Source organism: Hymenobacter qilianensis, from assembly GCF_014638675.1.
GTDB lineage: Bacteria > Bacteroidota > Bacteroidia > Cytophagales > Hymenobacteraceae > Hymenobacter > Hymenobacter qilianensis.
Window position 1 is genome coordinate 386291 of record NZ_BMFN01000002.1, and the last position, 25517, is coordinate 411807.

At 53.0% G+C, this 25517-nt stretch carries 18 protein-coding genes and 3 tRNA genes; 18 read left to right on the plus strand and 3 right to left on the minus strand.

Annotation, left to right across the window (positions count from 1 at the left end):
* The first annotated feature begins 3 nt into the window (after positions 1-3).
* The 6 genes from IEW06_RS09535 (at position 4) to IEW06_RS09560 (ending at position 6295) form a co-directional block, all read left to right on the plus strand.
* Positions 4-1515, plus strand: coding sequence for a chromosome partitioning protein ParB (locus IEW06_RS09535; protein WP_187732335.1), 1512 nt, complete (start codon positions 4-6; stop codon positions 1513-1515).
* Between the two features lie 43 nt (positions 1516-1558).
* Complete coding sequence (locus IEW06_RS09540) at positions 1559-2275, plus strand: M48 family metallopeptidase (protein WP_188548172.1); 717 nt, start codon at positions 1559-1561, stop codon at positions 2273-2275.
* 83 nt (positions 2276-2358) lie between these two features.
* Positions 2359-2718, plus strand: coding sequence for a hypothetical protein (locus IEW06_RS09545; protein ID WP_187734365.1), 360 nt, complete (start codon positions 2359-2361; stop codon positions 2716-2718).
* Position 2719: 1 nt separating this feature from the next.
* Positions 2720-3436 (plus strand): hypothetical protein, encoded by a 717-nt coding sequence (locus IEW06_RS09550; RefSeq protein ID WP_187732336.1) that lies wholly within the window; start codon positions 2720-2722, stop codon positions 3434-3436.
* A gap of 193 nt (positions 3437-3629) precedes the next feature.
* Positions 3630-4493 (plus strand): DUF6615 family protein, encoded by an 864-nt coding sequence (locus IEW06_RS09555; RefSeq protein ID WP_187732337.1) that lies wholly within the window; start codon positions 3630-3632, stop codon positions 4491-4493.
* 170 nt (positions 4494-4663) lie between these two features.
* A complete protein-coding gene (locus IEW06_RS09560; protein WP_188548173.1) occupies positions 4664-6295 on the plus strand; it encodes a hypothetical protein in 1632 nt (543 codons plus the stop codon).
* A 115-nt stretch (positions 6296-6410) separates the two neighbouring features.
* Here the strand turns inward: IEW06_RS09560 and IEW06_RS09565 are convergent.
* From IEW06_RS09565 to IEW06_RS09575, 3 genes are all read right to left on the minus strand, one after another.
* Positions 6411-6484: transfer RNA gene (locus IEW06_RS09565), tRNA-Arg, on the minus strand.
* Between the two features lie 86 nt (positions 6485-6570).
* Positions 6571-6644, minus strand: a tRNA-Pro gene (locus IEW06_RS09570).
* 88 nt (positions 6645-6732) lie between these two features.
* Positions 6733-6820 (minus strand) — tRNA-Ser (locus IEW06_RS09575).
* Positions 6821-7179: 359 nt separating this feature from the next.
* Here IEW06_RS09575 and IEW06_RS09580 point away from each other — a divergent pair.
* The 12 genes from IEW06_RS09580 to IEW06_RS09635 all read left to right on the plus strand — a co-directional run bounded on the left by IEW06_RS09580 (position 7180) and on the right by IEW06_RS09635 (position 25392).
* On the plus strand, positions 7180-8013 hold the full coding sequence (locus IEW06_RS09580; protein ID WP_188548174.1) for a VWA domain-containing protein: 834 nt from the start codon (positions 7180-7182) through the stop codon (positions 8011-8013).
* 5 nt (positions 8014-8018) lie between these two features.
* The gene (locus tag IEW06_RS09585; protein WP_188548175.1) at positions 8019-9005 is read left to right on the plus strand and encodes a tetratricopeptide repeat protein; all 987 of its coding nucleotides are present in this window, start codon (positions 8019-8021) and stop codon (positions 9003-9005) included.
* 121 nt (positions 9006-9126) lie between these two features.
* The gene (locus IEW06_RS09590) at positions 9127-10308 is read left to right on the plus strand and encodes an acetyl-CoA C-acyltransferase (protein ID WP_187732343.1); all 1182 of its coding nucleotides are present in this window, start codon (positions 9127-9129) and stop codon (positions 10306-10308) included.
* Between the two features lie 139 nt (positions 10309-10447).
* Positions 10448-11845: a toxin-antitoxin system YwqK family antitoxin gene (locus IEW06_RS09595; protein WP_188548176.1), complete on the plus strand. Its 1398-nt coding sequence runs from the start codon at positions 10448-10450 to the stop codon at positions 11843-11845.
* A gap of 452 nt (positions 11846-12297) precedes the next feature.
* On the plus strand, positions 12298-14769 hold the full coding sequence (locus tag IEW06_RS09600) for a TonB-dependent receptor (RefSeq protein ID WP_188548177.1): 2472 nt from the start codon (positions 12298-12300) through the stop codon (positions 14767-14769).
* Positions 14770-15416: 647 nt separating this feature from the next.
* Positions 15417-15878 (plus strand): carboxypeptidase regulatory-like domain-containing protein, encoded by a 462-nt coding sequence (locus IEW06_RS09605; protein ID WP_188548178.1) that lies wholly within the window; start codon positions 15417-15419, stop codon positions 15876-15878.
* Positions 15879-16055: 177 nt separating this feature from the next.
* Positions 16056-16730 (plus strand): DUF2459 domain-containing protein, encoded by a 675-nt coding sequence (locus IEW06_RS09610; RefSeq protein WP_187732348.1) that lies wholly within the window; start codon positions 16056-16058, stop codon positions 16728-16730.
* A 140-nt stretch (positions 16731-16870) separates the two neighbouring features.
* On the plus strand, positions 16871-19378 hold the full coding sequence (locus IEW06_RS09615) for a TonB-dependent receptor (protein ID WP_187732349.1): 2508 nt from the start codon (positions 16871-16873) through the stop codon (positions 19376-19378).
* A 308-nt stretch (positions 19379-19686) separates the two neighbouring features.
* A complete protein-coding gene (locus tag IEW06_RS09620; RefSeq protein WP_187732350.1) occupies positions 19687-20028 on the plus strand; it encodes an STAS domain-containing protein in 342 nt (113 codons plus the stop codon).
* A gap of 180 nt (positions 20029-20208) precedes the next feature.
* Entirely contained in the window at positions 20209-21612 is a 1404-nt protein-coding gene (gene hisS, locus IEW06_RS09625; protein WP_187732351.1) for a histidine--tRNA ligase, read from the plus strand.
* An 83-nt stretch (positions 21613-21695) separates the two neighbouring features.
* Positions 21696-23183 (plus strand): histidine ammonia-lyase, encoded by a 1488-nt coding sequence (hutH, locus tag IEW06_RS09630; RefSeq protein ID WP_188548179.1) that lies wholly within the window; start codon positions 21696-21698, stop codon positions 23181-23183.
* Positions 23184-23388: 205 nt separating this feature from the next.
* Positions 23389-25392 (plus strand): T9SS type B sorting domain-containing protein, encoded by a 2004-nt coding sequence (locus IEW06_RS09635; protein WP_187732352.1) that lies wholly within the window; start codon positions 23389-23391, stop codon positions 25390-25392.
* Positions 25393-25517: the final 125 nt, after the last annotated feature.

Genomic DNA, 25517 nt, shown 5'->3' on the forward strand with positions numbered 1-25517 from the left:
AACATGAGCAAACGACAACTATCAGCGGGAGAAAAGGATCAGGTTGTTCAGCAGCAGCGTAGCACAGATGGGCTGCTACGGTGCTTTATCTCGGCGGAAGCCATCGACGCGGCGGCTACGGACAGCTATGAATTCGACCACCTAACGGCGTGGGCCCTGGATGGACCCTCGGACCTGGTGAACGTACGCGTGGTGAAGAAGGAATACAACCGCAAGAAGGGCATTAAGACGCTGTATGAGGCACGGGACAATTACCGGCTGGAGAAGCTATTTGAGGAGAAGAAGAACAATATCAAGCTCCAGGACATATTTCAATTAAAAGAAATAACGCCAGCCAAGCTGGTTTGCCAAGTAAACGATAGCACCGTTGTTATAGCAGAAGGAAGTACGACGAAAAACTTTGGAACATATCATGAGCCCATTTTGCAAGTACCGTATTTCTATTCCCGCGTACCCGTACGGTGGCTGGAAAACGATGATCAGGAAGGCCTGCAACCCCGCGTAATAGATTATCGTCGACTAGTGGAGTTGCGCAACCACTTGCGTGAGCGGCCACAACTTGCGCCCTCTATTGCGCGATTAGTAGGCAATCGGCTGCGGTTGTTTGATGGTCAGCATAAGTTAGCGGCTCAGGTGCTAAACGGTGCGACTGAAGTAGATATGAAGATCTACGTCTCACCAGAAGAGACGAGCGGGCAGCGGAACTTGTTCGATGCCTTGATGCGCACCAACTTGGATGCGCACTCAAAGCTCAAACAGGTACCATTTTATACTTCGACACTGCTGGACAGGTTATCGGTCATATACCGGGATTTGCTGGATCAGTTTTTAGAAGATAAGCCCGTAGAATCTCATACAGAGGAGCAGTTTGTGGCATTCATGATGAGTAACCGAGGCATGTCACGCTCAGAAGCTCATGGCGCGCTAAAGGCCTCTATCAAGACAGCAGTGTTAGGGATGTCAGCACTCAAGCCCTACGTGGCTGAAGCTTCGCGGGACCTGTTGATGCCTATGACGCAGGATTTGCTCGACAAGACTATATACCCGGCTGTACTCTATCTAGCACCCTCTAAAGCACGCTTTAACACGGACCAAGATCGTCGGGACCAAGAAGCCCGCAACTTTGGCGTTTTAGCTAGCATCCTGGTGGAGCAGACTAAATTAGCGGGTTGGATAGCAGCACCGAAGGGCACCAGTCTGACTAATGAGCAGCGGAAAGTGCGCCGTATCTGGCATAAAGGAGCCGTGCTGACCTGGGCTCCCTACTTAGAAAGCGTACTGAATGTAGCCTTGCACCTGATTACCACTGACGACAGAACCAAGAAGCTGTATAGGTCGGACATCACAGATTCTCAAAAGGAAGCCTTGAACGATTACCTGGAGCGGTTGTTTAGCCATCCATTTTGGGATGATAACGACCAAGAAATTGACATACTCTTGGTGTCAGCGCAGCGCCAAGAAGAACTATTTACGCGCAAGGGCCTAACGGAAACTTATGTACTGACAGGCCATTGATTTTAAAAATAAGAGCACCCACAACACGGACATAGCAGGCACAATGCAAGTAGGCGAGATAGAGGTAGAGATAGTGCGTAAGAACATCCGCAACGTGCACTTAGCCGTGCTTCCGCCCGATGGCAAGGTGCGGGTGGCTACCCCCCTACTGGTAGATGATGATTCGGTACGCCGGCTGGTGATTGGCCGGCTTAGTTGGATACATGCTCAGCAGGCCAAGTTCGAAAATCAGGAGCGACAACCCCTACGTCAGTACGTGGATGGCGAAACCCATTACTTCCGGGGGCAGCGCTACCGATTGGAAGTGCGAGAAATCACTACTGGATCTAATCGGATAGAGCTACGCGGCAATGCCTACCTGACGATGTACGTACGGCCCAATAGTGACGTAGTGGCGCGGGGACGGGTGCTACAGACTTGGTATCGGGAGCAGTTAAAGAATCAGCTGCCTGCGCTAGCGGCTAAATGGGAGCCACGGATTGGTGTACAGGCTCAAGACTGGCAGGTAAAGCTGATGAAGACCAAGTGGGGCACCTGCAATATTGAGGCGCGCCGCATCTGGCTGAACCTTGAGCTGGCGAAGGTAGCGCCGCACCTACTGGAATACGTGGTGGTGCATGAGCTTATTCACTTACTGGAGCGAACTCATAATGAGCGATTCCGGGGGCTGCTGGATCAGTTTATGCCTAACTGGCGGTTGCACCGTGAGGCGTTGAATGGCGGCGAGCTGGCGGCATACGAGAGCTTTGACTTGGGGTAAGTCGTGAGCAGATAAATCAGGATAAACGGACGGGTTTATTTGCTACATTTAGCCCTTCTGCTACTTGCTCGCTTGTCCATTCTATGCCACGTAAAGACCGGTCCGATATCAAAATCGGAAACCTGGAAAAAAAACTCGGTCTTGCCAAGGGTGCTATCCGCAATCCAGACGGGTCAGATGCCCGCAGCGACAAAAAGCTAGGAACCTTACGAGAAGAGTATCGGGCGTTATATGGTAATCGCCCCGTGCGAAAGAACGCAACCATTATCGCGGCTGCCACTAAATCCGCTCCCGCCGCAGCAAGCACCAAAAAAGCAACGGTTAAAAAGACAGCCTCGTCTTCTAGCAGCACAAGTACGAAGAAGGCAGGCGGAACAGTCGCTAAGTCAACTGCTGCTAGTCCAGCAAAGAGGTCAGCAGATAATACTAGACGGAAGAAGTAGGATGAAAACTCGCCGTCCCGCTCCGCCCAGACGCCGGAAGCATGAGCAATACGATTATAATGTATTCATCAACTGCCCCTTCGACGATAAATACAAACCTCTTTTTCACGCCATGGTGTTTACCATCCACCATGCCGGATTTATTGCTCGCTGTGCTTTAGAAGCCAGTACACAGAATTATCGATTCCCACGCATATTGGATATTATAGGTGAGTGCCGCTATGGTATTCATGATGTATCGCGCAGCGTATCGGGTCAGGAGCCTCGCAATAATATGCCCTTGGAATTAGGGGTATTTATTGGCTGCCAGTATTTTGGCAAGTCCTACGATTTAGAAAAGGAATATTTAGTGCTCGACACCAAAGCGCATGAATACAAGAAATACTTAACCGACTTAGGCGGTGAAGACCCTAGTGCTCACGGCGACACAGTAGAAGGAATCATTAGCAGTGTGCGGGACTGGTTGAGCATGCGTATTCCTACTAACGAGGAACCGCTTCCAGGCGCTGATTATATGGGCACGCTTTATCAGATATTCCTTGATCAAAAGGAAGATTTCTGTGACCGTTATAGGCTGCGGTTTGAGAAGCTGACTTTCCCGGAGTATGTCAAGGTTATGACTGATTTTCTAGAGGAAAGGCACCGTGATATGGATTTAGTAGAGGAGTCATATAAGCAAATCATCGAGCAGCCTGAAGAGGCCGAATTGGATGAATAATCGAACTAGAACATATACATCAACTTGAAAAATTCGTCACTGATAGCACACTATATTTATTGATTTGTAAAATCAGTAAAATCCAACCGCGAATTACACCTTTATTTAAGCTTCAACCGACGCGCAAAACTTCATTCATCATACTTTACATCTGATCTCTTTAGAAGCCTTCTCATAACACTTAATAGCTTATATGATTGACCCAGCAATACCCAAACTATTTAAGAAAATAGCTGAATATCTGTGGAAAGATTTAGGCCAGCGACACAAATTTGGACTAGATAAAGCTGAAATTGGCATTACAGATGATATTATATTTTATTTAAAGCGTTTTACTCATGGTCGTCATAACAGTGGTATTACTATCTGGAAGGCTAAAGATGAGGTCACATATGGGCATGACATAGACTTATTCATTCAGGACTATAGTCAGAACTACTACTGGTTTCCCTTACAAGCTAAAGTATTATTTAATAATAAAATTTATAAAAGCGTCAAACATGAAAGTCATCAACAGTGGACTTTGCTTAAACGTTTGAAGCGAAAAAGCCAAGCAGCAGGTATATGGTGTGAGCCTTACTACTTATTTTATAATGGCTTCACCCAAAAATCATTAAGCTATTATGTTGCCCGGAAGCAACCTCACGGTTCGGTTGTAGGCTATGGAGCTCTAGGTTGTTCGTTGGTAGATCCCTACTTGGTTGGAAAAGCATGTATAAAGGGAGCAAATCCGAAATACAGTGATTTTCATACAAACATTCGCTTAAAAGCATCACCTCGAAAGGTCTTGCCGTGGCATAAAATCTTTAACCAGGTTAATAGGAAAACTCGAAATTTGCCAGTAGTCAATCTACTAACTAATAATGATATTCAAAATCGGTCAAGCTTCTACTCGCAAATCGTAGAGCCTGCATACGAAGCCATTCCCCAGGCCTACTATTATCCAGGTCCATTCACAGATGTATCACTAGAAGATGAATCGCGTGGACGTTATATGGTAGTTATAAATCAAGTTGATATAGAGTGGCTTTTATTTTCAACACTGTTTAAGGAGTAATATCTAATCCCTCCAATTACAACTATTTATTGGTCACCCTCGTGCTAATCGAGCGCTTAAAGAAATATTAAGAACAAGTTTTCTAGTAAATACAGTGGTTTGCTCTGTACTCGGTAAGTCACAAAAGTTATTCATGTCATCTGCTTCCTATTTCTAGCCCCAGTTGATAAATGGACTTCTTTAGCCATGAAGATGTTGCACTACTCCACCAGTATGCAGATCAAGAGCACAAAGGCACTACCACAGCCAAACAAGTAGAACAGACCTTAGCGTGGGGGGTATGGGAAAAAACCCGCTATTGGGCTCAACAGCTTGCAGAGGAGCTTGCTGCCGATGGGTGGGTAATGGAATGTCGACGCTCAGTAGTCAAAAAAGCAGGCAAGACGAAGCGTCAGGCAGATGGGCGCCAGCGGATGCGTCGTACGTTCCGACACTATACTTGGGCAAAGATCTACCGGGAAGAGGATCAAGGTCGGCAGATCTTTTTCACTGTGGGCGTTGATGGTCTGAAGCAGGAACTAGTATTGAAACTGGACTGTATGCGTACGGGCAGTAAGGGGCTCGATGAACGGTTAGTAGCCCGGTTTGATAATTATTTGCAATGCGAAACCGCGGCAGCTCATTGGCAGCGACTCTCGATGCCCGAGCTAACTAAATGGAATTGGAAACATTTGCTAAGTGCAAGCAAAAAATTTATAGAGCAGCATCGTACCCATTATGAAGCGGCTCAGCAGTTTACCTGGCAAGGCGCTGACCCAGTTCGTAACCGTTTAGCGCGCATTTGTTGGAATACTCTTGGATGGCAGCGCCCTTCAGGAGCGGAGGGTAAGAGTACCGCAGTTGGCAGTCACGAGAGCAGCAGCTTTGCCGGGTTTGGGGCTGAAGAATGGCTCTTCAATTTTGAGCGTTTATTACAAGGCTACCATTATGGATTTCTGCAACCGCTAAATACTGGTAAAGAACGCTCCACATACGAAGGGCAGACGTTTGATATTAGGCTATTTACGCGTAATGAATCTACAGGTACGTACTTCTACGCCGGTCGTATTCGCAATGCTATTGTGTTAACAGCTCAAGAACGTCAAGAAGCAGAACTAGCTTACAAGCGCAAGAAATGGTATACTACCATGGAGGATGATTTGGTGGCAGTAGGCGCAAGTGGCAAAATTGATATGGGAGAGTTCGCACCAGGACCATTTAACTTGCGGTTTAAACCAGAGGACGTGGAGCGACCCGATACAGATGATGGGCTGCTATTGATTGATAATATTGAGGATTGGAGCCGCAGTCAACGCTATGTATTGTTTCATGATTTCGCCCCTTTAACTCCAGGCGACCTATCACCAGTTGGCATACGCCACGTGGCATTAAAGCCTGCCGTCGGCAGTCCTATTCAGCAGCGAACTCGTCAGACACAAGCTCGTCTAATTGAATTAGAAGGACTACACGATCAGGTTCAGGAAAAATTGATAAAGCAACTGAAGAAAGAGTTTCCTGGAGATTTAATTGCGCGAGAAGCTTGTATCATGCCTGACAAGAAGCGATTAGACGTAGTTCGGGAGCGGGCAAATGGACAGCAGGTATTTTATGAAGTGAAAGTATTACCTACACTACGAGCCTGTATTCGTGAGGCCTTGGGACAAATGTTAGAATATGCCCATTGGGGTAATAATGACCTATCTGAGGAACTGGTCATAGTTTCCTATCACGCACCTACTACGATAGCAAAGGAATACCTGCAAAAACTAGTAGATAAATATGGCTTGCCAATCAGCTACCAGCAAATCCCGTTGAGTAGCTAACCAAAGTTTTAAAATTCTACTTAAATCCCGTGAGTAGTACAGTTGTATGAACCGCTGTATGAACCGGCAACAAAAAAGCCACCTAGCATTGATACTAAGTGGCTGATTATCAAAGTACCCCGTAAGAGATTCGAACTCCTGACCTACTGCTTAGAAGGCAGCCGCTCTATCCAACTGAGCTAACGAGGCAAAAAACAAAGCTTTTAAAAACAGAAAGCTAGGTTACATAAAAAAGGCCTTTTGCTGTTTGCAAAAGGCCTTTTTTGGGAAATGTGTCGGGGTGGCAGGATTCGAACCTGCGGCCTCCTGCTCCCAAAGCAGGCGCGATACCGGGCTACGCTACACCCCGAAAAGAGAATGAGGAATAAGAACTGAGAGTGAAGAATCTATTTGCAATTCCTCGTTGCTCATTCTTGATTCCTCATGGAAAAGGAATGCGGAGAGAGGGGGATTCGAACCCCCGGTAGCCTTTAGAGCTACGGCAGTTTAGCAAACTACTGGTTTCAGCCACTCACCCATCTCTCCAAAACAGGTCTCTTCCGGTCGAAGAGTGCGCAAATATACAACTAGAAGCGAAGAAACAGCCTTCTCGAAAAAAAATATCTTCCTTTACTTATCCCGCTATCCCTGCGCCTGGCTAGTAATAGGCCGCTATATTTGTTGCAGTAGCCTGAGTAACTGCATAGTTGGACAGCTGATCATTTATTTATAGTACCTACTGCATTAGTCGTATTTTTTTTATGAATTGGGCTTATCCCCTTTCCTGGCTTGAGTTGGCTTGCGCAGGTATCTTCCTGATCCTGTATGTTGGCTACGCGATCCGTACGAGGCGATTGGCAGCACCTTTGGGCCAGCGGGGCTGGCACCTTGGCTGGAAACTACTTTTGCGAACGGTTTACTTTGGTTTATTTCTGGTGGCCTTGCTTGGGCCAGCTTACGGTGTTACGCAGCAGCCGGTGCGCACAGCGGGCAAAGATGTATGGCTACTCGTTGACCTTTCGCGTTCCATGGACGCTACTGACGTAATTCCATCTCGCCTGCAAAAAGCAAAAGCGGAGCTTACCCAGTTGATAAGCCGTTTTCAGGCTGATCGGATTGGGCTGCTGGTTTTTGCGGCTGACGCCTATGTGCAATGCCCGCTAACGTACGACCAGAGCGCGCTCCGTCTTTTTATTTCTACCCTTCAAACTAGTTTAGTGCCTGTTGGCAGTACTGACTTGGTGCCGCCGTTGGAGTTAGTTTTGACACGCTTGGAGGCAACGAAACGGCCACTAGGTTCGGCAGCCCGTTCTACAGCGGTAGTCGTTATAAGTGATGGAGAAGACTTTGGCGAAAACGTAGAGCCCACCTTACGGCTGCTGGCCCGCTCTGGGGTGCGCCTATACACTGTAGGCGTTGGTACTCTGGAAGGCGCGCGCGTTCCTCGCCTTACCAGCGGTGGATATGTGCGTGATAATAAAGGCCGGGAGGCAGTCACGCGGCTGATGCCTACTACGCTACGCCGGCTTGCGCAGCAAACTGGGGGGCAATATTTTGAACTGACTGACCGGCGCAACGAGTTTCCGTTGTTAGTGAATGCCCTCAACCGCCTTGAGGGGCAAGCAGAGCAGGTGCGCACCGTGGCCGTGGCCGATAACCGCTACCGATTTCCGCTGTTGCTGGCGTTGGTGCTACTGGCGTTAGATATTGTTATTACTGTTCGCGTAATAAAGCCGTGAAGAATGTGCTGCTACTTTTTTTGCTGATGATCGGGGGCTGGGGAGGCTTCACCCGCATCCGTGACCGAAACGTGGCTGTGCAGGAAGGAGCGGCTGCTTACGCCCGCCAAAATTTTGCCCAGGCTGTCCAGGCTTATCAGCGGGCCGTGGATGAATTAGGAACCAAGGATGAAGCCGCTATCCTGAATCTGGCGCATGCCTGCAACCGGGTTGGCCGGGAGGCAGCAGCCAAATCATACTATAGCCTCCTTATTACCAGCAAAACGCCAGCTATACGCAGTGTGGCTCAGCAGCAGTTAGCCGTGTTGGCCGTGCAGGGAGGCGAATTCGCACAGGCCGTGACTCTGCTGCGGCAGTCGTTACTGGCCGATCCCACGAATGCCGAAGCGCGCTATAACTACGAAGTGCTACGCGATTATCTGGCACGCCGACTCAATTCACCCCGCATTCCACCACCTTCTCCTAGTGACGCCTCGAATCCCAAACCAGAGCAAGGTGCGCCTAATTCTAAGGATGCGGCTAACCAGCGCCAGGCGCGGGCAGGCAATGACCGTAAAGGCCAACTTGACGACTCCAATTTGCCCACCAACCCTCAAAATGCCCCCCAGCAGCAACCAAACAAATCAGGCCAGCCGAATAATAATCAGCCGGGGGTAAATCCTGGTACTATGGCTCGTGGTGGCTTCGAGCCTGGTGAAGGCGCTGAGCGTAATGTGGCTAGGGGCTCGGAAGCCGGCAATGTGCGTGGCCTCAACGACGAGGCCGGGGGTGAAGAGGCAAACGAGGGTCGTAGCCGGCGGTCCGGCACTGAAGTAGCTGACCTCGACGAGACCCAGCTCCAGACCCAGCGGGCACGCTTGCAGCAAATGCAACTCAGCACGGGCCGGGCCCGGCAAATACTGGAGTCGTTGGGAGCGGCTGAACAGCAATACCTTCAGCAGCTGCCGCGGCGAGCAGTTCGTAAGCAGGCCAGCGACAAACCAGCCTGGTAAGTACTATAAAAACGAAGGCAATAAATGCTGGGAGAGCGGACGCTACTCGGGTTATTCGTACTTTTACGGGCCGAAGCTTCGGCTTCATTTTTCTGATCCACCCCCACTTCCACCCATTTTTATGCAAGTTAAAGAAGTAGTTATTGTTGCCGCCGTGCGTACGCCGATTGGCAGTTTTGGCGGTAGCCTCGCCTCGCTTTCGGCCACCGATCTGGGCGGTATTGCCTTGAAAGGGGCTCTAGAGAAAGCTGGCGTTGATCCGAAGGAAGTGCAGCAGGTAATTATGGGCAACGTGATTTCGGCCAACCTTGGCCAGGCCCCCGCCCGGCAGGCCGCCAAGAAAGCTGGTTTGCCTGACACCGTTGAGTGCACCACCGTTAATAAGGTATGTGCTTCGGGCACGAAAGCAATCATGTTTGCTGCTCAGGCTATTATGCTGGGGCAAGCGGACGTAATTTTGGCTGGGGGCATGGAAAGCATGTCCAATGTGCCTTATTACCTCGATAAAGCTCGTTTTGGCGCTAAGTACGGCCATTCCCAGATGATCGACGGCCTGATGAAAGACGGCCTCTGGGACCCTTACAACGACTACGCTATGGGTAACGCGGCCGAGCATACAGCCAAGGAAATGGGCTTTACCCGCGAGCAGCAGGATGAGTTTGCCATTGAAAGCTACACGCGCAGCGCGAAGGCAGCCAAAGCTGGCAAAAAGAAGGACGAAATCATTCCCATCACTATCGAAAGCCGGGGCAAAACCACTGTTATCGAAGATGATGAAGAATACCTGAAGGTGGACTTCACCAAAGTAGCTGGCCTCAAGCCTGCATTTATAAAGGATGGCACCGTAACGGCCGCCAACGCTTCTACCCTGAATGACGGAGCTGCTGCTGTGCTGCTTATGAGCCGTGAAAAGGCCGATGAGTTGGGCATCAAGCCATTGGCTCGCATAAGGGGTTTTGCTGATGCTGAGCAGGCGCCGGAGTGGTTCACGACTTCACCTTCGCTGGCTATTCCGAAAGCCTTGAAGCACGCTGGTGTAAACGCCAGCGAAGTTGATTTCTACGAAATCAACGAGGCTTTCTCGGTGGTATCATTGGCTAACAACAAGCTGCTGAACCTGGAAGGTGACAAGGTAAATGTGTACGGCGGGGCCGTGTCGTTGGGTCATCCGCTGGGGGCTTCGGGCGCACGCATCGTGACGACGCTGCTGAACGTGATGCAGAATGAAGGCGGCAAAATCGGCGTGACGGGCATCTGCAATGGCGGCGGTGGCGCCAGCAGCATTGTACTGGAAAAGCTATAGAGCTTCTTTTGAGGATAAAAAGCCCCCCAGATACCTTCTGGGGGGCTTTTTTGATGCACTAATTCTGCTTTGCTTTATCTGAATAGGGCCGTAAGGCCCACCAATGCACTTTGCCGCTTTTTCCTGCGTTCTTGCGTCTATGAAACGAGTTATTTTCCTGTTACTGCTGCTTTCCACCACGGCTCAGGCGCAGAAGCTGCGCCGCCTGGTGAGCTACCGCGACTCAACCAATACCGTGGTGCGCGAAGTGTACTCCGCTTTGGTGAGCCCCGCCGATACCATCATGGAAGGGCCTTACAAGCGTTTTTACCGCTCTGGCAAAGTAGAAGCCCAGACTAGCTATGCCGGCGGCAAGCGGGATAGTGCCTATGTGGAGTTCTTCGAAAACGGGCAGCGGCGACTGGAAGTGACGTTTAAGCAGGGTTTGCGCCAGGGCCCTTTCAAAACGTACTACGCCACTGGCAAACTAGCTCAGGAAGGCACTTATGCCAACGATCAGCCGGATGGCACGCTCAAAACCTACCACCCAAGCGGGGCCATTAAGCTGGAAACATCGCTGGTAAATGGGCAACCGGTGGGTGCCGTGCGGGAGTTATATCCATCGGGTAAGCCCAAGGTAGAAACCACGTATAAGAACGGCCAGGCCAATGGCCCTACGAAAACGTACCACCCTAACGGTCAGCTGCAAAGCGAGTCAACGTATAACAATGGCCTGTTGGCTGGCCCCTACAAAACCTACTTTGACAACGGGCAGCTGGAAAGCGAAGTCATAATCGACAAAGCTGGCAAGGGCACCCAGAAAAGCTACTACCGTTCGGGTAAGCTGCGTACGGAAGGCAATTACGTCGCGGCTGCCCTCCAGACCCGCCGCGTGACCAATCCTCTCGGCGACGACCTGACCAAAGGTGCCGCCCCCGGTGCCGGCACTGCTAACCTCGATGGCCCGGCAAAAGCGTACTATGAAAGTGGAGCCGTAAAGAGTAAGCTGAACTACAAGGCCGGCGTATTAACGGGTCAAAATCAGGATTTCTATGAATCGGGGAAGCTGGAGAAGCAGACGGACTACAGCAACCAGGCCCGCGACCGGAAAATAACCGCTTACTATGAGTCGGGTGGGGTGAAGCTGGAGCAGCAGTATAAAAATAATTTGCCTGCTGGCACGTGGCGCACTTTTTACCCTGATGGCAAGCAGGTGCAAACCCAGGAAACCTATGTAAACGGCCGGCTGGCCGGGGAGAAGCTGACCTACTACCCTACCGGCGCAATGAAAACCAAGCTGTTGTATGAAAACGGCCGCCCAACCGGCTTAGGACAAGAGTTTTATGCTTCGGGCAAGCTGAAATCCGAAACGACTTACGTGAAGGGATTAAAAGTCGGTGCTTACCGCCAGCTCCGCGAAGATGGTACGCCAGAGGTGACAGGCGCCTTCCGCAACAATAAGGAAACCGGCGTCTGGACCTACTTCGGCCCCGATGGCAAGACGATCAAGCAGAAAAAGACCTTTCGCAATGGCGAAGAGGTAACAGACAGTAAGTAGCATCAGCTTAAACTGAAAAAAGCCCCCCAGACTAGTTCTGGGGGGCTTTTTGACTTTGCGCCAGGTCGGCGAGCAGGTAACTATCCAAACCTATCATACCTAATCACCAAAATATTTATCATAGTACCTTGCTTCACATAGTACCTTCTGATATATTTGTTCCAGTAATCTGAGCTACTACCTGTCGCTCCACCAAGCCCAACCGGGGCTTTCGGAACGGCAGAAGCCAGGGGCGCAACCACGGGTACACACCACGTAAGCGCCCACTGCTGAAGGGCAGCTTGTACTACCTGCGACGTGAAGCAAAGCCTTGCATTGCGGTACACTACCAGCACCCGTCCTAACCTGTTTTTTATCGAGTGAAACCCTGCAAATGGGGTAACCAGCGGAACCGCGGCCGTCTGGAACATCACCCTATTGCCCAAATTTTTCCACTCCTCTCTCCTTCTCTTATGAACTCCTCTTCTACTCTTCGCTGGGCGCTGCGGTGCCTGGGGCTCCTTCTTGTGCTCTTACCAAACGCAGTACGGGGTCAGCAAAAAGCCCCCCAGGGCGCTGTTTCGGGCATTTTGCTTGATGCCAGTAATGGGCAGGCGCTACCGTTTGCCAACGTGGTACTGCTGCGGGCCCAGGATTCCAGCTTCGTGGCGGGTGCTCAAACGGGTGAGAATGGCTCGTTTGAAATAGCACCCGTGGCACAGGGCAAATATATGCTTCGCGCTACCGTGATAGGCTACCAGGCGGGCCGGCGCCTGGTTTCTATTACGGAAGCGGCGCCTGAAGTAAAGCTCGGCTCCTTGAAATTGCCCCCCACAGCCACTCAACTGGCCGGCGTGACGGTGCAGGGCGAGCGGGCAGCCGTAGTTGACAACCTTGATAAGAAGGTCATTAACGTTGAGAAGGACCTGAGCAGCGTAGGCGGCACGGCCGTAAATGTGCTCCAAAACGTTCCTTCTGTGTCGGTGGACCAGAACGGCACCGTGAGCATGCGCGGCACCAGCAATATCACGGTGCTGATTGATGGCAAGAACTCCGGGGCCGCCTCGGGCGGCACTGGCACCCGCCTGGAGCAGATTCCGGCCAGCAGTATTCAAAGCATTGAAGTCGTAACCAATCCCTCGGCCCGCTACGATGCGGCCGGCGCCGGCGGGGTCATCAACATCATTCTCAAAAAGCAGAAAAAAGATGGCTGGAATGGCTCCGCCGTGGCCAATGTGGGCACCCGCGACAAGTACAATACGTCGTTGAGCTTTAACCGCCGGACCGGCAAACTTAATGTGTTCGGCTCTTATGACGCCCGCGACGACCACTACCGCAGCCGCAACACGATGCGCCAGCTGGCTACCGTGGAAGGCGTATTGCGCACCACCGATCAGCAGGCCACTGGTCTGCGCCACAACCGCAACCACGGCGGGCGCGTGGGCCTCGACTATACGATTTCGCCCGAGCAGACCATTTCCCTGACGGTGCAGCCCAACTTCAATCGGGCCGACCCGAACGTGATGAATCAAACTGCCCTACTTCGCACCGGCGACCAAGACCCGATACTCCAGCAAACGCGCTCGGTGGTGACCGAAGATGTTAAGACGGCCGACGTATCGGCGGATTACAAGCGCACCTGGGCTGAGCAGAAAGGCCGGGAGCTAACGGCCAGCACGGGCTACACCCGCCTGTGGGCCGATGTGGTAGTAGGACAGCAGTTTACCAATGATGAGGTAGCTCAGTTGGGCTGGAAGCAGGATTTTCGGGTTCGTATTCACGCGCTTAACGGCCAGGTTGACTATGCGCATCCGCTGGGCGAGAAAAGCCGGCTGGATGCAGGCCTGAAAACGGAGTGGGAAACGAATGGAGGCACGGATGACTTTTTGGTACAGACGGTCGCCGACCAGCCTACGTATTTCCGCGACGCCGACCGCTCCTTCGCTTATGACGTCAAGGATTTTGTGCAAGCAGGCTACATCACGGGCCAGCACGCGGTCGGCAACTGGAGCTACCAGGGCGGCTTGCGGGCCGAATACACCAATACGCAGGGAGAAGTGCGCGGCGGCCGGGGCAACTTTGAGCTCGATTACCTGAATGTATTCCCTTCCGCTACCGTGGCCCGCACGATAAGTAAGCACGATCAGAGGCTGCAAGCCAGCTACTCCCGTCGCCTCAACCGTCCGGGCTTTATGCAGCAGCTGCCTCTGCCCATCTACATGGACCAGCGCAACTACCGCATCGGCGACCCCAGCCTGCGGCCCGAGTATATCAACTCCTTTGAGCTGGGCCACCAGATAACGATGGGCGACGCCACCGTCACTTCCACCCTTTTTTACCGCCAAACCAACAACGCCATTCAGCGCTTCCGCCGGATAGATACCACGGCCACTCGACTGCTGAATACACCAGGCGTTATCATGGCAGAATACTTCCAGAACTTCGGACAAAGTACCAGCCTGGGAGCTGAAATGTCCATTAATCAGCCCTTAGCGAAGTGGTGGAAGCTGACCGCCAACGGCTCGTTGTTTCGCAATAGCATTACAGCCGCTACCGGCACCGAAGCCAGCCAGCGCAACCTTACGGGCACCCTGCGTTTGCTCAATACCTTCATGCCGACGCCCAAGCTGGATGTGCAACTCACCAGCAACTACCGGGCAGCGGTGCTCACGCCTCAGGGCCGCTTAGCGCCGGTTGGGTCCGTGGATCTGGCCTTGCGTCACCGCCTGTTTCAAGATCGGGCGGCCCTCACGCTCCGCCTCAGCGACGTATTCAACACCCAGCGCCAGCGCATCACGGCCTACTCAGAAAATTTCGAGGCCACTTACAATAACAAGTGGGAAACGCAGGTTGGATATGTAGGCTTCTCCTGGTATTTCGGCTCCAATAAGCCCCCCAAGAAAATAGAAGCCGCACCGCAGAACGGCGGTGGTTTCGGCGGCTAGCCTTACGATAGCCTTGCAGCTATTCCGGGTCATCGGGTGTCACTTGGACGTGGTCTTTACTGATTGAATAACTGAGCAAATCCTCAAGATGATTCAATGAGTGTTACTTGGTGGCCCGGAATGGATTCAGTAGTTCGTCAAAAATTTCGTCCCGAAAAAAGCCGTTTCAACCCTATACACGCAACATTCAACACATTTTAAAAAATATTTCAGGTGTCAGGCAGCCCTCCTAATCGCTTCTGCATCTATACCCCTGAAAGCAATTCGAAGATGAATCCGAACTCTTACGCACCCTCCTTCAGCCTCTCCTTTTTCTCCCAGTCCGCTCTTTCTCAACCCTAAAAAAAAAAATTTTAACAAGTACCTTGCTTTACATAGTACTGTTAACTATCTTTATAGTGTTCTCTTCCGGTTCGTGGTAGTGCTTCTTTCAACCAGCACCCCTATCAAGCCACCCACCGGAGCCGCTTCCAGCCTGACGGGTTGGAGCCTCCCGCCCCACTAGGTTCGCGCCCCCGGCGCCCGACCATCTGGGCTCGCTAATCGTCTTTTTCTAGTTACCTGCCTCACTCCCCGAACAGAACCGCGGCTGTTCCCCTGTGCCCAGGTGGCTCCTTTTCCTCTCCTTTCTAAACTTTCAAATCGCCATGAAATCCTCTGTCATCAACCGCTTCCTTGCTGCTCTTATCTTCGTTTTAGGTAGCCTTCAATTAGTTGCTTCCGGCCCCGAGAACGGCCGTCTTACCGGTCAGCTTCTCGATGGCGAAACCCAGGAGCCAATTCCTTTTGCCAACGTAGTTCTGCTCCGCGCCGATGATCACTCTTTTGTTCGTAGCGTGGCAACCGATGCGGAGGGCACTTTCAAGTTCAATAATATACCGCTGGGTGACTACACGGTGCGCACTACCGTACTGGGTTACAAGTCGTTGAAGCCCGTTGTATCGCTTAGCATGTTGCAGGGCAGAGTTGCACTCGGCTCGGTTGAAATGCAGCCGCTGATGCGCGGACTGGCTGTGCGGCCCTCTAAAAAAGACGCTCCCATCATCCGTCAGGCTAAGGTAGCTTCGGCCAGCCGTACGCTGACTGCCAGCACCTTAACAGTTCGCTAGTCGACCACTGCCTTTTAGTGCTCTTCTATCCGCCCGACTTGTTGCTCTCCGGCCAGAGCAGTAAGCCGGGCGGCTGCATAAAAGCCCCCCAGCGCCTTTTCAGTATGAAATGCGATCCGGAAGTTGGCGCTATTCAAAAAAGCCACTACTTGGGCCTTTATGTTCTTACGCTGGCTCATGGCTGCATTTGTCGCCTTCATTTTACTGCTGATGACGGGTACGCTGGTGCCCGTGAACAGCGACTTTCGGCAGACACCTGATGGAATTCAGGTTTTTGTAGTGTCCAATGGCGTTCACTCCGACCTGGTATTTCCCGTGCGCGAGCCCCGCACTGCCACCAATTGGCTCCAAAAGCTGAATGATTCGACGGTGGTCAGCAAGTTTGGACGGTATGAGTATATTGGCTTTGGCTGGGGCAATGAGGGCTTTTATCTGGGCTCGTATGGGAGGCAATTTCCGGGACTCGGCGCTACGTTGCGAGCCGCTTTCCCATCACCCACGCTTTTACACGTCGATTTTTATAAAAATGCCCCCCAGCCTAGCGAGCGAGTGGTGCCACTGCTTATTTCCGAAGCGCAGTACCGCCAGCTTACCGCCTTCGTGGTGCAGTCATGGCAAACCGATTCGGCAGGCCGGCCGTTGCTGATGAACGCAGCTGGCTATACTCCCGACGATTTTTTTGTCAGGGCCAAAGACAAGTATCACCTCCTGCGCACCTGCAACGACTGGACAAACCGGGGCTTGCGCACCAGCGGCCTGCGGGCCGCTCTGAAGGCACCTTTTGCTGCCTCCGTACTTTATCAAGCTCGGCAGGCATCCAAAAAGCCCCCCAGACAACTTCCAACAGATTAACTGTCGGGCTGCAACCTATTAGAGCTAAAGCGGTTCTTTGCTCGATTCCCGCTGCTCCGGTTCGGCTGAAGCAGCGGGTTTTACGTTAGGTAGCTGTAGGCTTCTGGCTGATTGATTTTGTTTGGTTGTTATTGATTCTCATGTATTTAATTTTACTAAAAAGGGGCGCTCACGCTCAACTACGTTCTTTTTTCGCCTTATTTCTTATTCTGGCAACAGCCTGGCAGGCGCAAGCCCAAACGGGCACCGTGACCGGCTCGCTGGTGGAGCAAAGCAATGGACAGCCTATTCCCTTTGCCAACGTGGTACTGCTGCGGGCCCAGGATTCCACCTTTATCTCGGGTGCCCAGACCACCGAAACCGGCACTTTTGCTATTGAGAATGTAGCGTTTGGCACCTACACCTTGCGGGCCACTATTCTGGGCTACCGCCCCGTACGGCGGCCCATTTCGCTGGGTGCGGGCAGCCCGACGGTGGCGCTGGGTCCCGTTCGGTTGGCATCTACCACCACCCGCCTCAAGGAAGTGGTAGTGCAGGGGGAGCGCGCCATTCTGACTGATAACCTCGACAAAAAAGTAATTGACGTCTCGAAAGACCTCACGACTACTGGCGGCTCGGCGGTAGATGTGCTCCAAAATGTGCCGTCGGTAACGGTAGATCAGGCGGGCTCCGTGAGCTTACGTGGGTCGGGCAACGTGACCATTTTTGTGGATGGCAAACCTACGGGCGCCGCTGGCGGGGGCCGCTCGGCGGTGCTCGACCAGATTCCGGCCAGCAGTATTCAAAGCATTGAAGTCGTGACCAACCCTTCCTCCCGCTACGACGCGGAGGGCACGGCCGGCGTTATTAATATCATCCTGAAGAAAGAGCGCAAAGACGGCGTGAACGGCATCGCAACCGTGACGGCCGGGACCAAAGACAAATACAACAGCTCGCTGAGTTTGAACGCGCGCAAAGGCAAGCTAAACGTATTCGGCAGCTACGATTTTCGCCGTGATCGGCGCGTTGGCTCCGGTAATTCTTTCCAGACGTCTACTTTTCTGAACGCCGATGCGGTGGAGCAAACCCGCATCCTAGACCAGAACGAGCAAGGCCTCGACTACCGCACTTCCCACGCTGGCCGCTTTGGCTTCGACTATAACCTGACAGAGTATCAAACTATTACCCTGAGCGCGCAGCCACGCTTCAATCGGCAGCAGGAATTTGAAAGTCAGGCCAACCGGCAGTCGGCCCCGAATGGAGGAATTTTGCCCCCCGGTAGCAGCTTTAATCTGGCTAACTCCGAGCGGGAGTTCAACCGCTCAACCGACTACGCCCTCGACTACCGCCGCACCTGGAAGGACCAGCCCCGCCGCGAACTGGTGGCCAATGCCGTATTCACGCCCATTCGCAGTGAAAGCGAAACTATCACGAACCGCATTCCCTACGACGACTCGCCCTTTGTGCAGCAGCGCCAGCGCTTCGACAACGCCATCGACCAGGCCTCAGCCCAACTCGACTACGTGCATCCGTTCGGAGAAAAAGGCCGTCTGGAGGCTGGCTTTAAAAGCGTAGTACGGAAGTTTGATGCCGATTATAAGTTCTTCGATGCCTTAGTGCAGAACGACTTACTCTCCAACCGCTTTCTTTACGAAGAGTATATTCAGGCGGGCTACGCTACCTATGCCAACGCTACCGGCAAATGGAGCTACCAGGGGGGCCTGCGCCTGGAGCAAACCAACACAGAAGGCAACCAATCGGCTGCCATACAGGATACCACGTTCACCCGCAGTTACTTAAACCTCTTTCCAAGCGCCGTACTGGCCTACGACCTGACGAAAGATCAGCGCCTGCAGCTCAGCTACTCCCGCCGCCTCAACCGCCCGGGTGTTAACCAGCTCAATCCCTTCATCGACCGCTCCGAGCCGCTGAATACGCGCAGCGGCAATCCGGCTTTGCTGCCCGAATACATAAACTCTTATGAGCTAGGATTCCAGAAGTTTTTTGGGCAGTCCAACTCCTTCACAACCACCGCTTTTTACCGCCAGACCAACAACTCCGTGCAGCGCTTTCGCCAGCTGGGCTTCAATGAGCAGCTCCAGGCGCCCACTACCAACCAAACCATTCTGAACCTGGCCCGCGGCACGGCTTACGGCCTTGAGCTGGTTGGCTCAACTACCGTTGCCTCCTTCTGGAAGCTTAACGCCAACCTATCGGGCTTCCGCAACATCATCGAAGGCACAGCGCCCGGCACCGATATCGACAACCGTAACTTCACGTACACAGGTCGTTTGAATAACAACTTTACGATCACCAAGAAGCTCGATGTCCAGTTATCGGCCAACTACCGGTCGGCGGCTGTTACGGCCCAGGGCCGACGGGGCGAGTTCTTCTTTACTGAGTTTGCCGGTAAATACACAGTACTGAAGGACAAGGGGAGCATTACGTTGCGCGTGTCGGATATATTCAATACGCTGCGCTTCAACTTCGATTCTTTCGGACCCGGCTTTGAATCGCAAAACAGCTTCAAGCGCGAAACCCGGGTAGGCTTTTTGGGCTTCACATACCGCTTTGGCGGCGCTCAGCAGCCCGAGCGCCGCCGGCGTGGCGACCGTGGCGACCAGCAGCAACAAGGCCCGGAAGACCCTTCGGAAGGTGGTATAGACTAAGTTTAAAGTAGGAGAGGAAGCCGTGCCGGATATTACCGCACGGCTTTTTTGTTTCAGTAAAATCCTGTTTCTCAGCTTGCTAAATAATGCATTATAGCGCAACTCATCGGACGTAGCAGCGGCGGCATTTTATTTCAATTAAAAAAGTACAAAAAGGCAGCTTTTGTACAACTTATACGTATTAGCCGCAGATTACTCTACTATTTAACGAAGTCGGAACTACGCTGGCCTTAACCTGCCAGCCCCCGAATCAATCTTAATATCTACTGGCTAGGCTCTCGGTGATAGCTGCCCTGTCTGACATTTATATGCTTGATGTACATCGCGAAATATTACCGGAAAGCTACCTGCTCATCCTAGCGCCTGATTCGCATACTCCCGATGAGGAGAAGCTGAGCAGGGCGCTATTTCGGGCCAGCCGAAGCAGTAAGCGGGCCGTGTGGGTAGATTGCAGCTTGCTGCAACACATGCCAGCGGAGGCTATTGAGCTGCTCCTTGCTTATGCATATCACCTGCGCTGCCAGGAACGCCGACTCGTGCTTTGCCATGTGCCGGAAGAAGTGCAGCACCACTTTCTGCACCTGGATGCCGCTTCCCAGCCCCTCATGGTTGCCTCCCTGCTCGATGCTGACATAGGCGTAAGCGAATAGCTCTTACCCAGCAAAAAGCCCCCCCACAAACGCATTGGGGGGCTTTTTCTGTGAATAGCCGGTGGGGTTTCATCCACCGCTGCGCTTACTGCCTCAGCTGTATTTGCAGTTGATGATATACGGTTGATGAGGCGTGCGGCCAATCGTTGTTACCTTCGCGGCCCTATTGATCTGCATTCGATGAGTATCCAAAAACCCAGCATTCCGAAAGGCACCCGCGACTTTGGCCCCGCCGTGGTGGCGCGCCGCAACTACATTTTCGGCGTCATCCGCCGTACGTTTGAGCTGTTTGGCTACGCCCCGCTCGAAACGCCCACGCTCGAAAACCTCTCCGTGCTCACCGGCAAATACGGCGACGAAGGCGACCAGCTGCTGTTTAAAGTCCTGAATTCCGGCGACTTCCTCAAAGATGTTGCGCCGGATGATATTGCGGAGGGCACGCGCAAAGTATTGCCCAAGATTGCCGAAAAAGGCCTGCGCTACGACCTGACCGTGCCGTTTGCCCGCTACGTGGTAATGAACCGCGGCACGCTCACCTTCCCCTTCAAGCGCTACCAGATTCAGCCCGTGTGGCGCGCCGACCGGCCCCAGCGCGGCCGTTACCGCGAGTTTTATCAGTGCGACGCCGACGTGGTAGGCACCGATTCGCTGCTCTGCGAAGCGGAGATTGTGCTTATGATGTGCGAGGTGCTAAATGGTATTGGTCTCACCGACTTCACGATTAAAATCAACCACCGGGGCGTGCTGCGCAATATTTATCAGGCCCTGGGCAGCGAAGGCAAGGAGTCGGATTTGTTTGTCGCCATTGATAAGCTGGACAAAATAGGCCGCGAAGGCGTAGAAAAAGAGCTGGCTGAGCGAGGCTTTTCAACGCAGGCCTCCGCGTACTTATTTGAGCTTTTGGCTACTTCCGGCAGCTATGGGGAAAAGCTGGAGAAGCTGGACGCTGCATTCCAAAAAGCGGACTTGCCATCCGAAACTGAAGGTTCGGACGGCTCTGCGTATAAGGGCTTACGCGATTTACGCGAGGTGCAGAATTATCTTACCAGCTTCGGCTTCACCCAGTTCGACAAGCTGGAGTTTGACCCGACGTTGGCCCGTGGCCTCTCCTACTATACCGGCTGTATCTTCGAAATCAAGATTAACAACGTCAAAATCGGCAGCGTATCCGGTGGCGGGCGCTACGACAACCTTACGGGCGCTTTTGGGCTGGCCGGCGTGTCGGGCGTGGGCTTCAGCTTCGGCGTCGACAGGCTTTATGATTGCCTGGAAGAGCTGAACCTGTTTCCGCCCAACGCAGCTACCACTACGCGCTGCCTGGTGGTAAATTTTGATGAAGAAGCTGGCCGCTCAGTGCTGCCTGTTTTGCGTCAGTTGCGGGCGGCGGGCATTCCCAGTGAGTTGTATCACACCCCAGACAAGCTGGTGAAGCAGTTTAAATACGCCGACCAAAAAGGTGTTCCTTATGTGCTGCTGCAAGGCTCCGAGGAGCGCGCGCAAAACCTTTTCAAGCTCAAGAATATGAGCACTGGCCATGAGCAGTTGCTAGCTCTGGATGACGTATTGAGCAAACTAACTCAATAACACAAACTGTTGATTACTAAATCATAAATTCGGATTAACGGTCCCAATACGCTCACACCACAATCGGTACTCTCCCACCCCGAATGTATTCCCTCGACCCTGCCACCCACCTCAGTCTAGCTACCTTAGAGCACCTGCTTCGCGAGCGGCCCAAAGTGGTCCTGAGCGACCAAGCCCGGCACCGTGTGGCCACTTGCTACGAGTATTTGCGCAACAGGCTGGAGCAGTCGGATGCGCCGATTTATGGCATCAACACTGGCTTCGGGGCGCTCTGCAACACTGGAATTGCCCCCCAGCAGCGCCGCCAGCTCCAGCTGAACCTGCTGATGTCGCATGCCTGTGGCACCGGCGACGAAGTGCCCGAAGAAGTAGTCCGGCTGATGCTTTTGCTTAAAGCGCAGAGTCTGAGCTACGGGAACAGCGGCGTGCAGGTGGCCACCGTGCAGCGCCTCCTCGACTTTTATAATCGGGAGATGTATCCGGTGGTGTACCAACAGGGCTCCCTCGGGGCCAGTGGCGATTTGGCGCCGCTGGCGCATCTGTGTCTGCCGTTGCTGGGCTTGGGCGAAGTAAATTATCAGGGCTACCGCCTGGCTTCTGCCGACGCCTTAAGCTTGTTTAGCTGGCCACCCATTGAGTTGGAAGCCAAAGAAGGACTGGCGCTGCTTAATGGCACTCAGTTCATGCTGGCGTACGGCGTGCATTGTACCCTACGCGCTCAGCGCCTGGCCAACGCTGCTGATGCCATTGGCGCGTTGTCGCTGGAAGCCTTTGGGGGGCAAAACCAGCCCTTTGACGCTCGCTTGCACCAATTGCGGCCGCATGCCGGGCAAGTAACCGCGGCCGAGCGCATACGCAGCTTCCTTTCCAACAGCGAGCTTCAGGACCAGCCCAAAGCCGCCGTTCAGGATCCTTACTCCTTCCGCTGTCAGCCGCAGGTGCACGGCGCCTCCCGCGACGCCTTTGCTTACGTGGCGCAGGTGCTGGAAACGGAATGCAACGCCGTGACTGACAACCCCAATGTATTTCCCGCTGACGATGCTATCCTTTCGGGGGGCAATTTTCATGGTCAGCCCCTGGCCCTGGCCCTCGATTTTCTGGCTATAGCCGTAGCCGAGCTGGGGGGCATTTCGGAGCGCCGTACGTACCAGCTGCTCAGTGGGCAGCGGGGTTTGCCGCCTTTCCTGGTGGCAGAGCCCGGCCTCAACTCGGGCCTCATGATTCCGCAGTACACGGCGGCTGGCATCGTGAGTCAGAATAAGCAGCTCTGTACGCCCGCATCGGTCGATAGCATTGTGAGCAGCAATGGGCAGGAAGACCACGTAAGTATGGGAGCCAACGCGGCTACCAAAGCCCGCCGTGTAGTCGAGAATGTGGAGCAATTAATTGGCATTGAGCTTCTTACCGCCGCGCAGGCACTCGCCTTTCGGCGGCCGGCTCGAACCTCAGCCGCACTGGAACAGATAGTCGAGGACTTCCGGCAAAAAGTAGCTTTCGTGAGTCGGGATCGGGTGCTGTACCCCGATTTGCAGGCCGCTGCCGCCTTCGTTCGCACTTATGAGTGGCCGTAATCAAGCCACTCCTTTTCGCCTAAATGGCTTCCCAAAGCCTACATTGGCAAAAATATTCTTTACTTAAGGGTAGCCTATTCAATTCTCAACAATATAGGGACTTGACTTATAGGCGATGGAGTTTGCAAAGGCTTTCATGCTGGCATAACTTCCTACTTTTAGTCATCCGAAAACGCAAACACCCCCTGGGTACGTTATAAGCTTCGTGAAAAACTTCTATCGTCTTTTTATTCTACTTCCAGCGTTGCTTTTGGCTACGTTGGCGCCCGCCCAAACCTGCGAGAACACACCCAACTCGGGGGCCGATTTTAAGGTCGTGGATGCTTCTACGGGTACAGAAATATCGACCTTATGCGCGGGCCGAGAAATCAGGCTTGTGGATAATAGCGGTCGGCAGCTCGACCCGAGCGTTGTGCGCTACGCCACCGGGGCCGCCGTCACCTGCACTGGCTCTGACTTCTCCACCAATGCTTTATACACCCCTAGCGCCGCTGACGCTACTCGCGGCTTCGTGGTTATTACCCAAAATACCCCCCAGGTAGTGGGGGCGTCGGGTATTATTTTCTCCAAGCGTCTGGAGGTGAAAGCGTCGCCGGCGCCCACCTTCACGCTCACCTCCTGCTCCGCCGACGTTGTCCAGGTAACCATTACTGACCAAGCGTACACGGCTAACCTCTACACCGTGAAGATTGGGAACAACGTGTTTCCTAACGTGGATAGAAGCCAGCCACGCACGTTTTCCGTTCCCGCAGGCAGCACGGCTGTGACGGTAACGGGTAACTACACCGGCAATAATCAGTGCAGCAACAGCAACACCCAAAACTTTACGCCCGCACCGGCTCCTTCGTCTCCTCCTGTCCTCACGAAGCTTGAGGTTCGTGACAAGAATATCGTATTCGATTTCGATAACATCCAACCCGGGTTTCAGTATGAGATTCAGGTAGCCGAAGCGAGTGCTCCGGGCGGTTATCGTACTATTGCCAGTCGTATTAGCGGCAGTGGTATCGTGCGGGATTATACCGTGCTCAATGTCCCATTACCTGGTTGCTACCGCATCGTTCCCTCCTCGGCCTGCGGTGCAGGCTTAACCACTGGCTTGCGAGGTTCTCCCTTGGTTTGCACGGTTGATTTGTTTAATACAATCAGTCTGGTTTCTACGTCAGCGAATGGAATAAACAAGCTCGAGTGGAAAACTCTTTCTCCCGATATCAATACTTTTCGGATAGAACGGACTGAGCCAGGCGTGAATCCGGTAATTATAGCCACATTACCCGGTACTGCCCCCTTTGAATACTTCGACAACACCGCGAGTTGTGGTACTACCTACACGTATCAGGTAACCGCTCTAGTCGATCGGGCTGCTTCGTGGTCTAACAAGTCCTCGGTGACAACAGCTGCCGGCACCGCACCACAACCACCGCGACTGATAGCGAGCTTTACCCTCAGTAATAAGGTAGAGCTTTATGCTACGAACGCTGTGGGGCAACCCTTGCCCAATGAGCTTACTTTTCTGCGAACCTCCCCTACTCCTGTTGAATTGGGCGTGGTAAACGCACCCACAATCAGCGACACACCCGATAACCTGAGCGTTGTCAATCCACCGGTGTATCTGGCCCGCCGCCGCGATGCCTGCGGCAGCATATCAGCCGATAGCAACCCTGCCTCTCCCGTTGTACTGTCTGTTAATCCTCAGCCCGAAGGAGCCCGCTTTACCTGGTCGCCGCTGGTAGGCCCTGATGCCTCTATTCCTGTAACCTACCAGTTGGTGCGCCTGGCACTTAATGGCTCTACTATCGACATTATCCCAGTGAGCGGACTGAGTTACACAGATACTCAGCCTCCTACCAATCAGAGCACCGTGCGCTACCGCATTGAGGCCACAGGCGGTGGCTTGGCGGCGGCCAGCTATTCTAACCTGGTCAATGTCACGCGTCAGCCCCGCCTGGCAATGCCGACGGCCTTTTCACCCAACGGCGACGGACTAAACGATGTATTAGAAGTAAAAGGACGCTTCCTGAGCACATTTGTTTTCGTCGTCATCGACCGCAATGGGCAGGAAGTGTTTCGCGGCACCAACCGTACCCAGACCTGGGACGGGCGCATCAATGGGCGGGCACCCGTACCTGGGGCGTACGCGTGGCGCTTCGAGGCCCTTACGGATGAAGGAAAGCCATTCATACAGCACGGCGCCATTACCATCGTACGCTAGCTGAAGCGCCAAATGCTACGCTCCGCAGTGCAGGTCGGAGTTCATTAATTGCTCTGGCAGGCACTGAAGTTGACAAACGAAGTACCTTTGTTTAGCAGTCGCCGTACACGAACAATCTCGGGAGC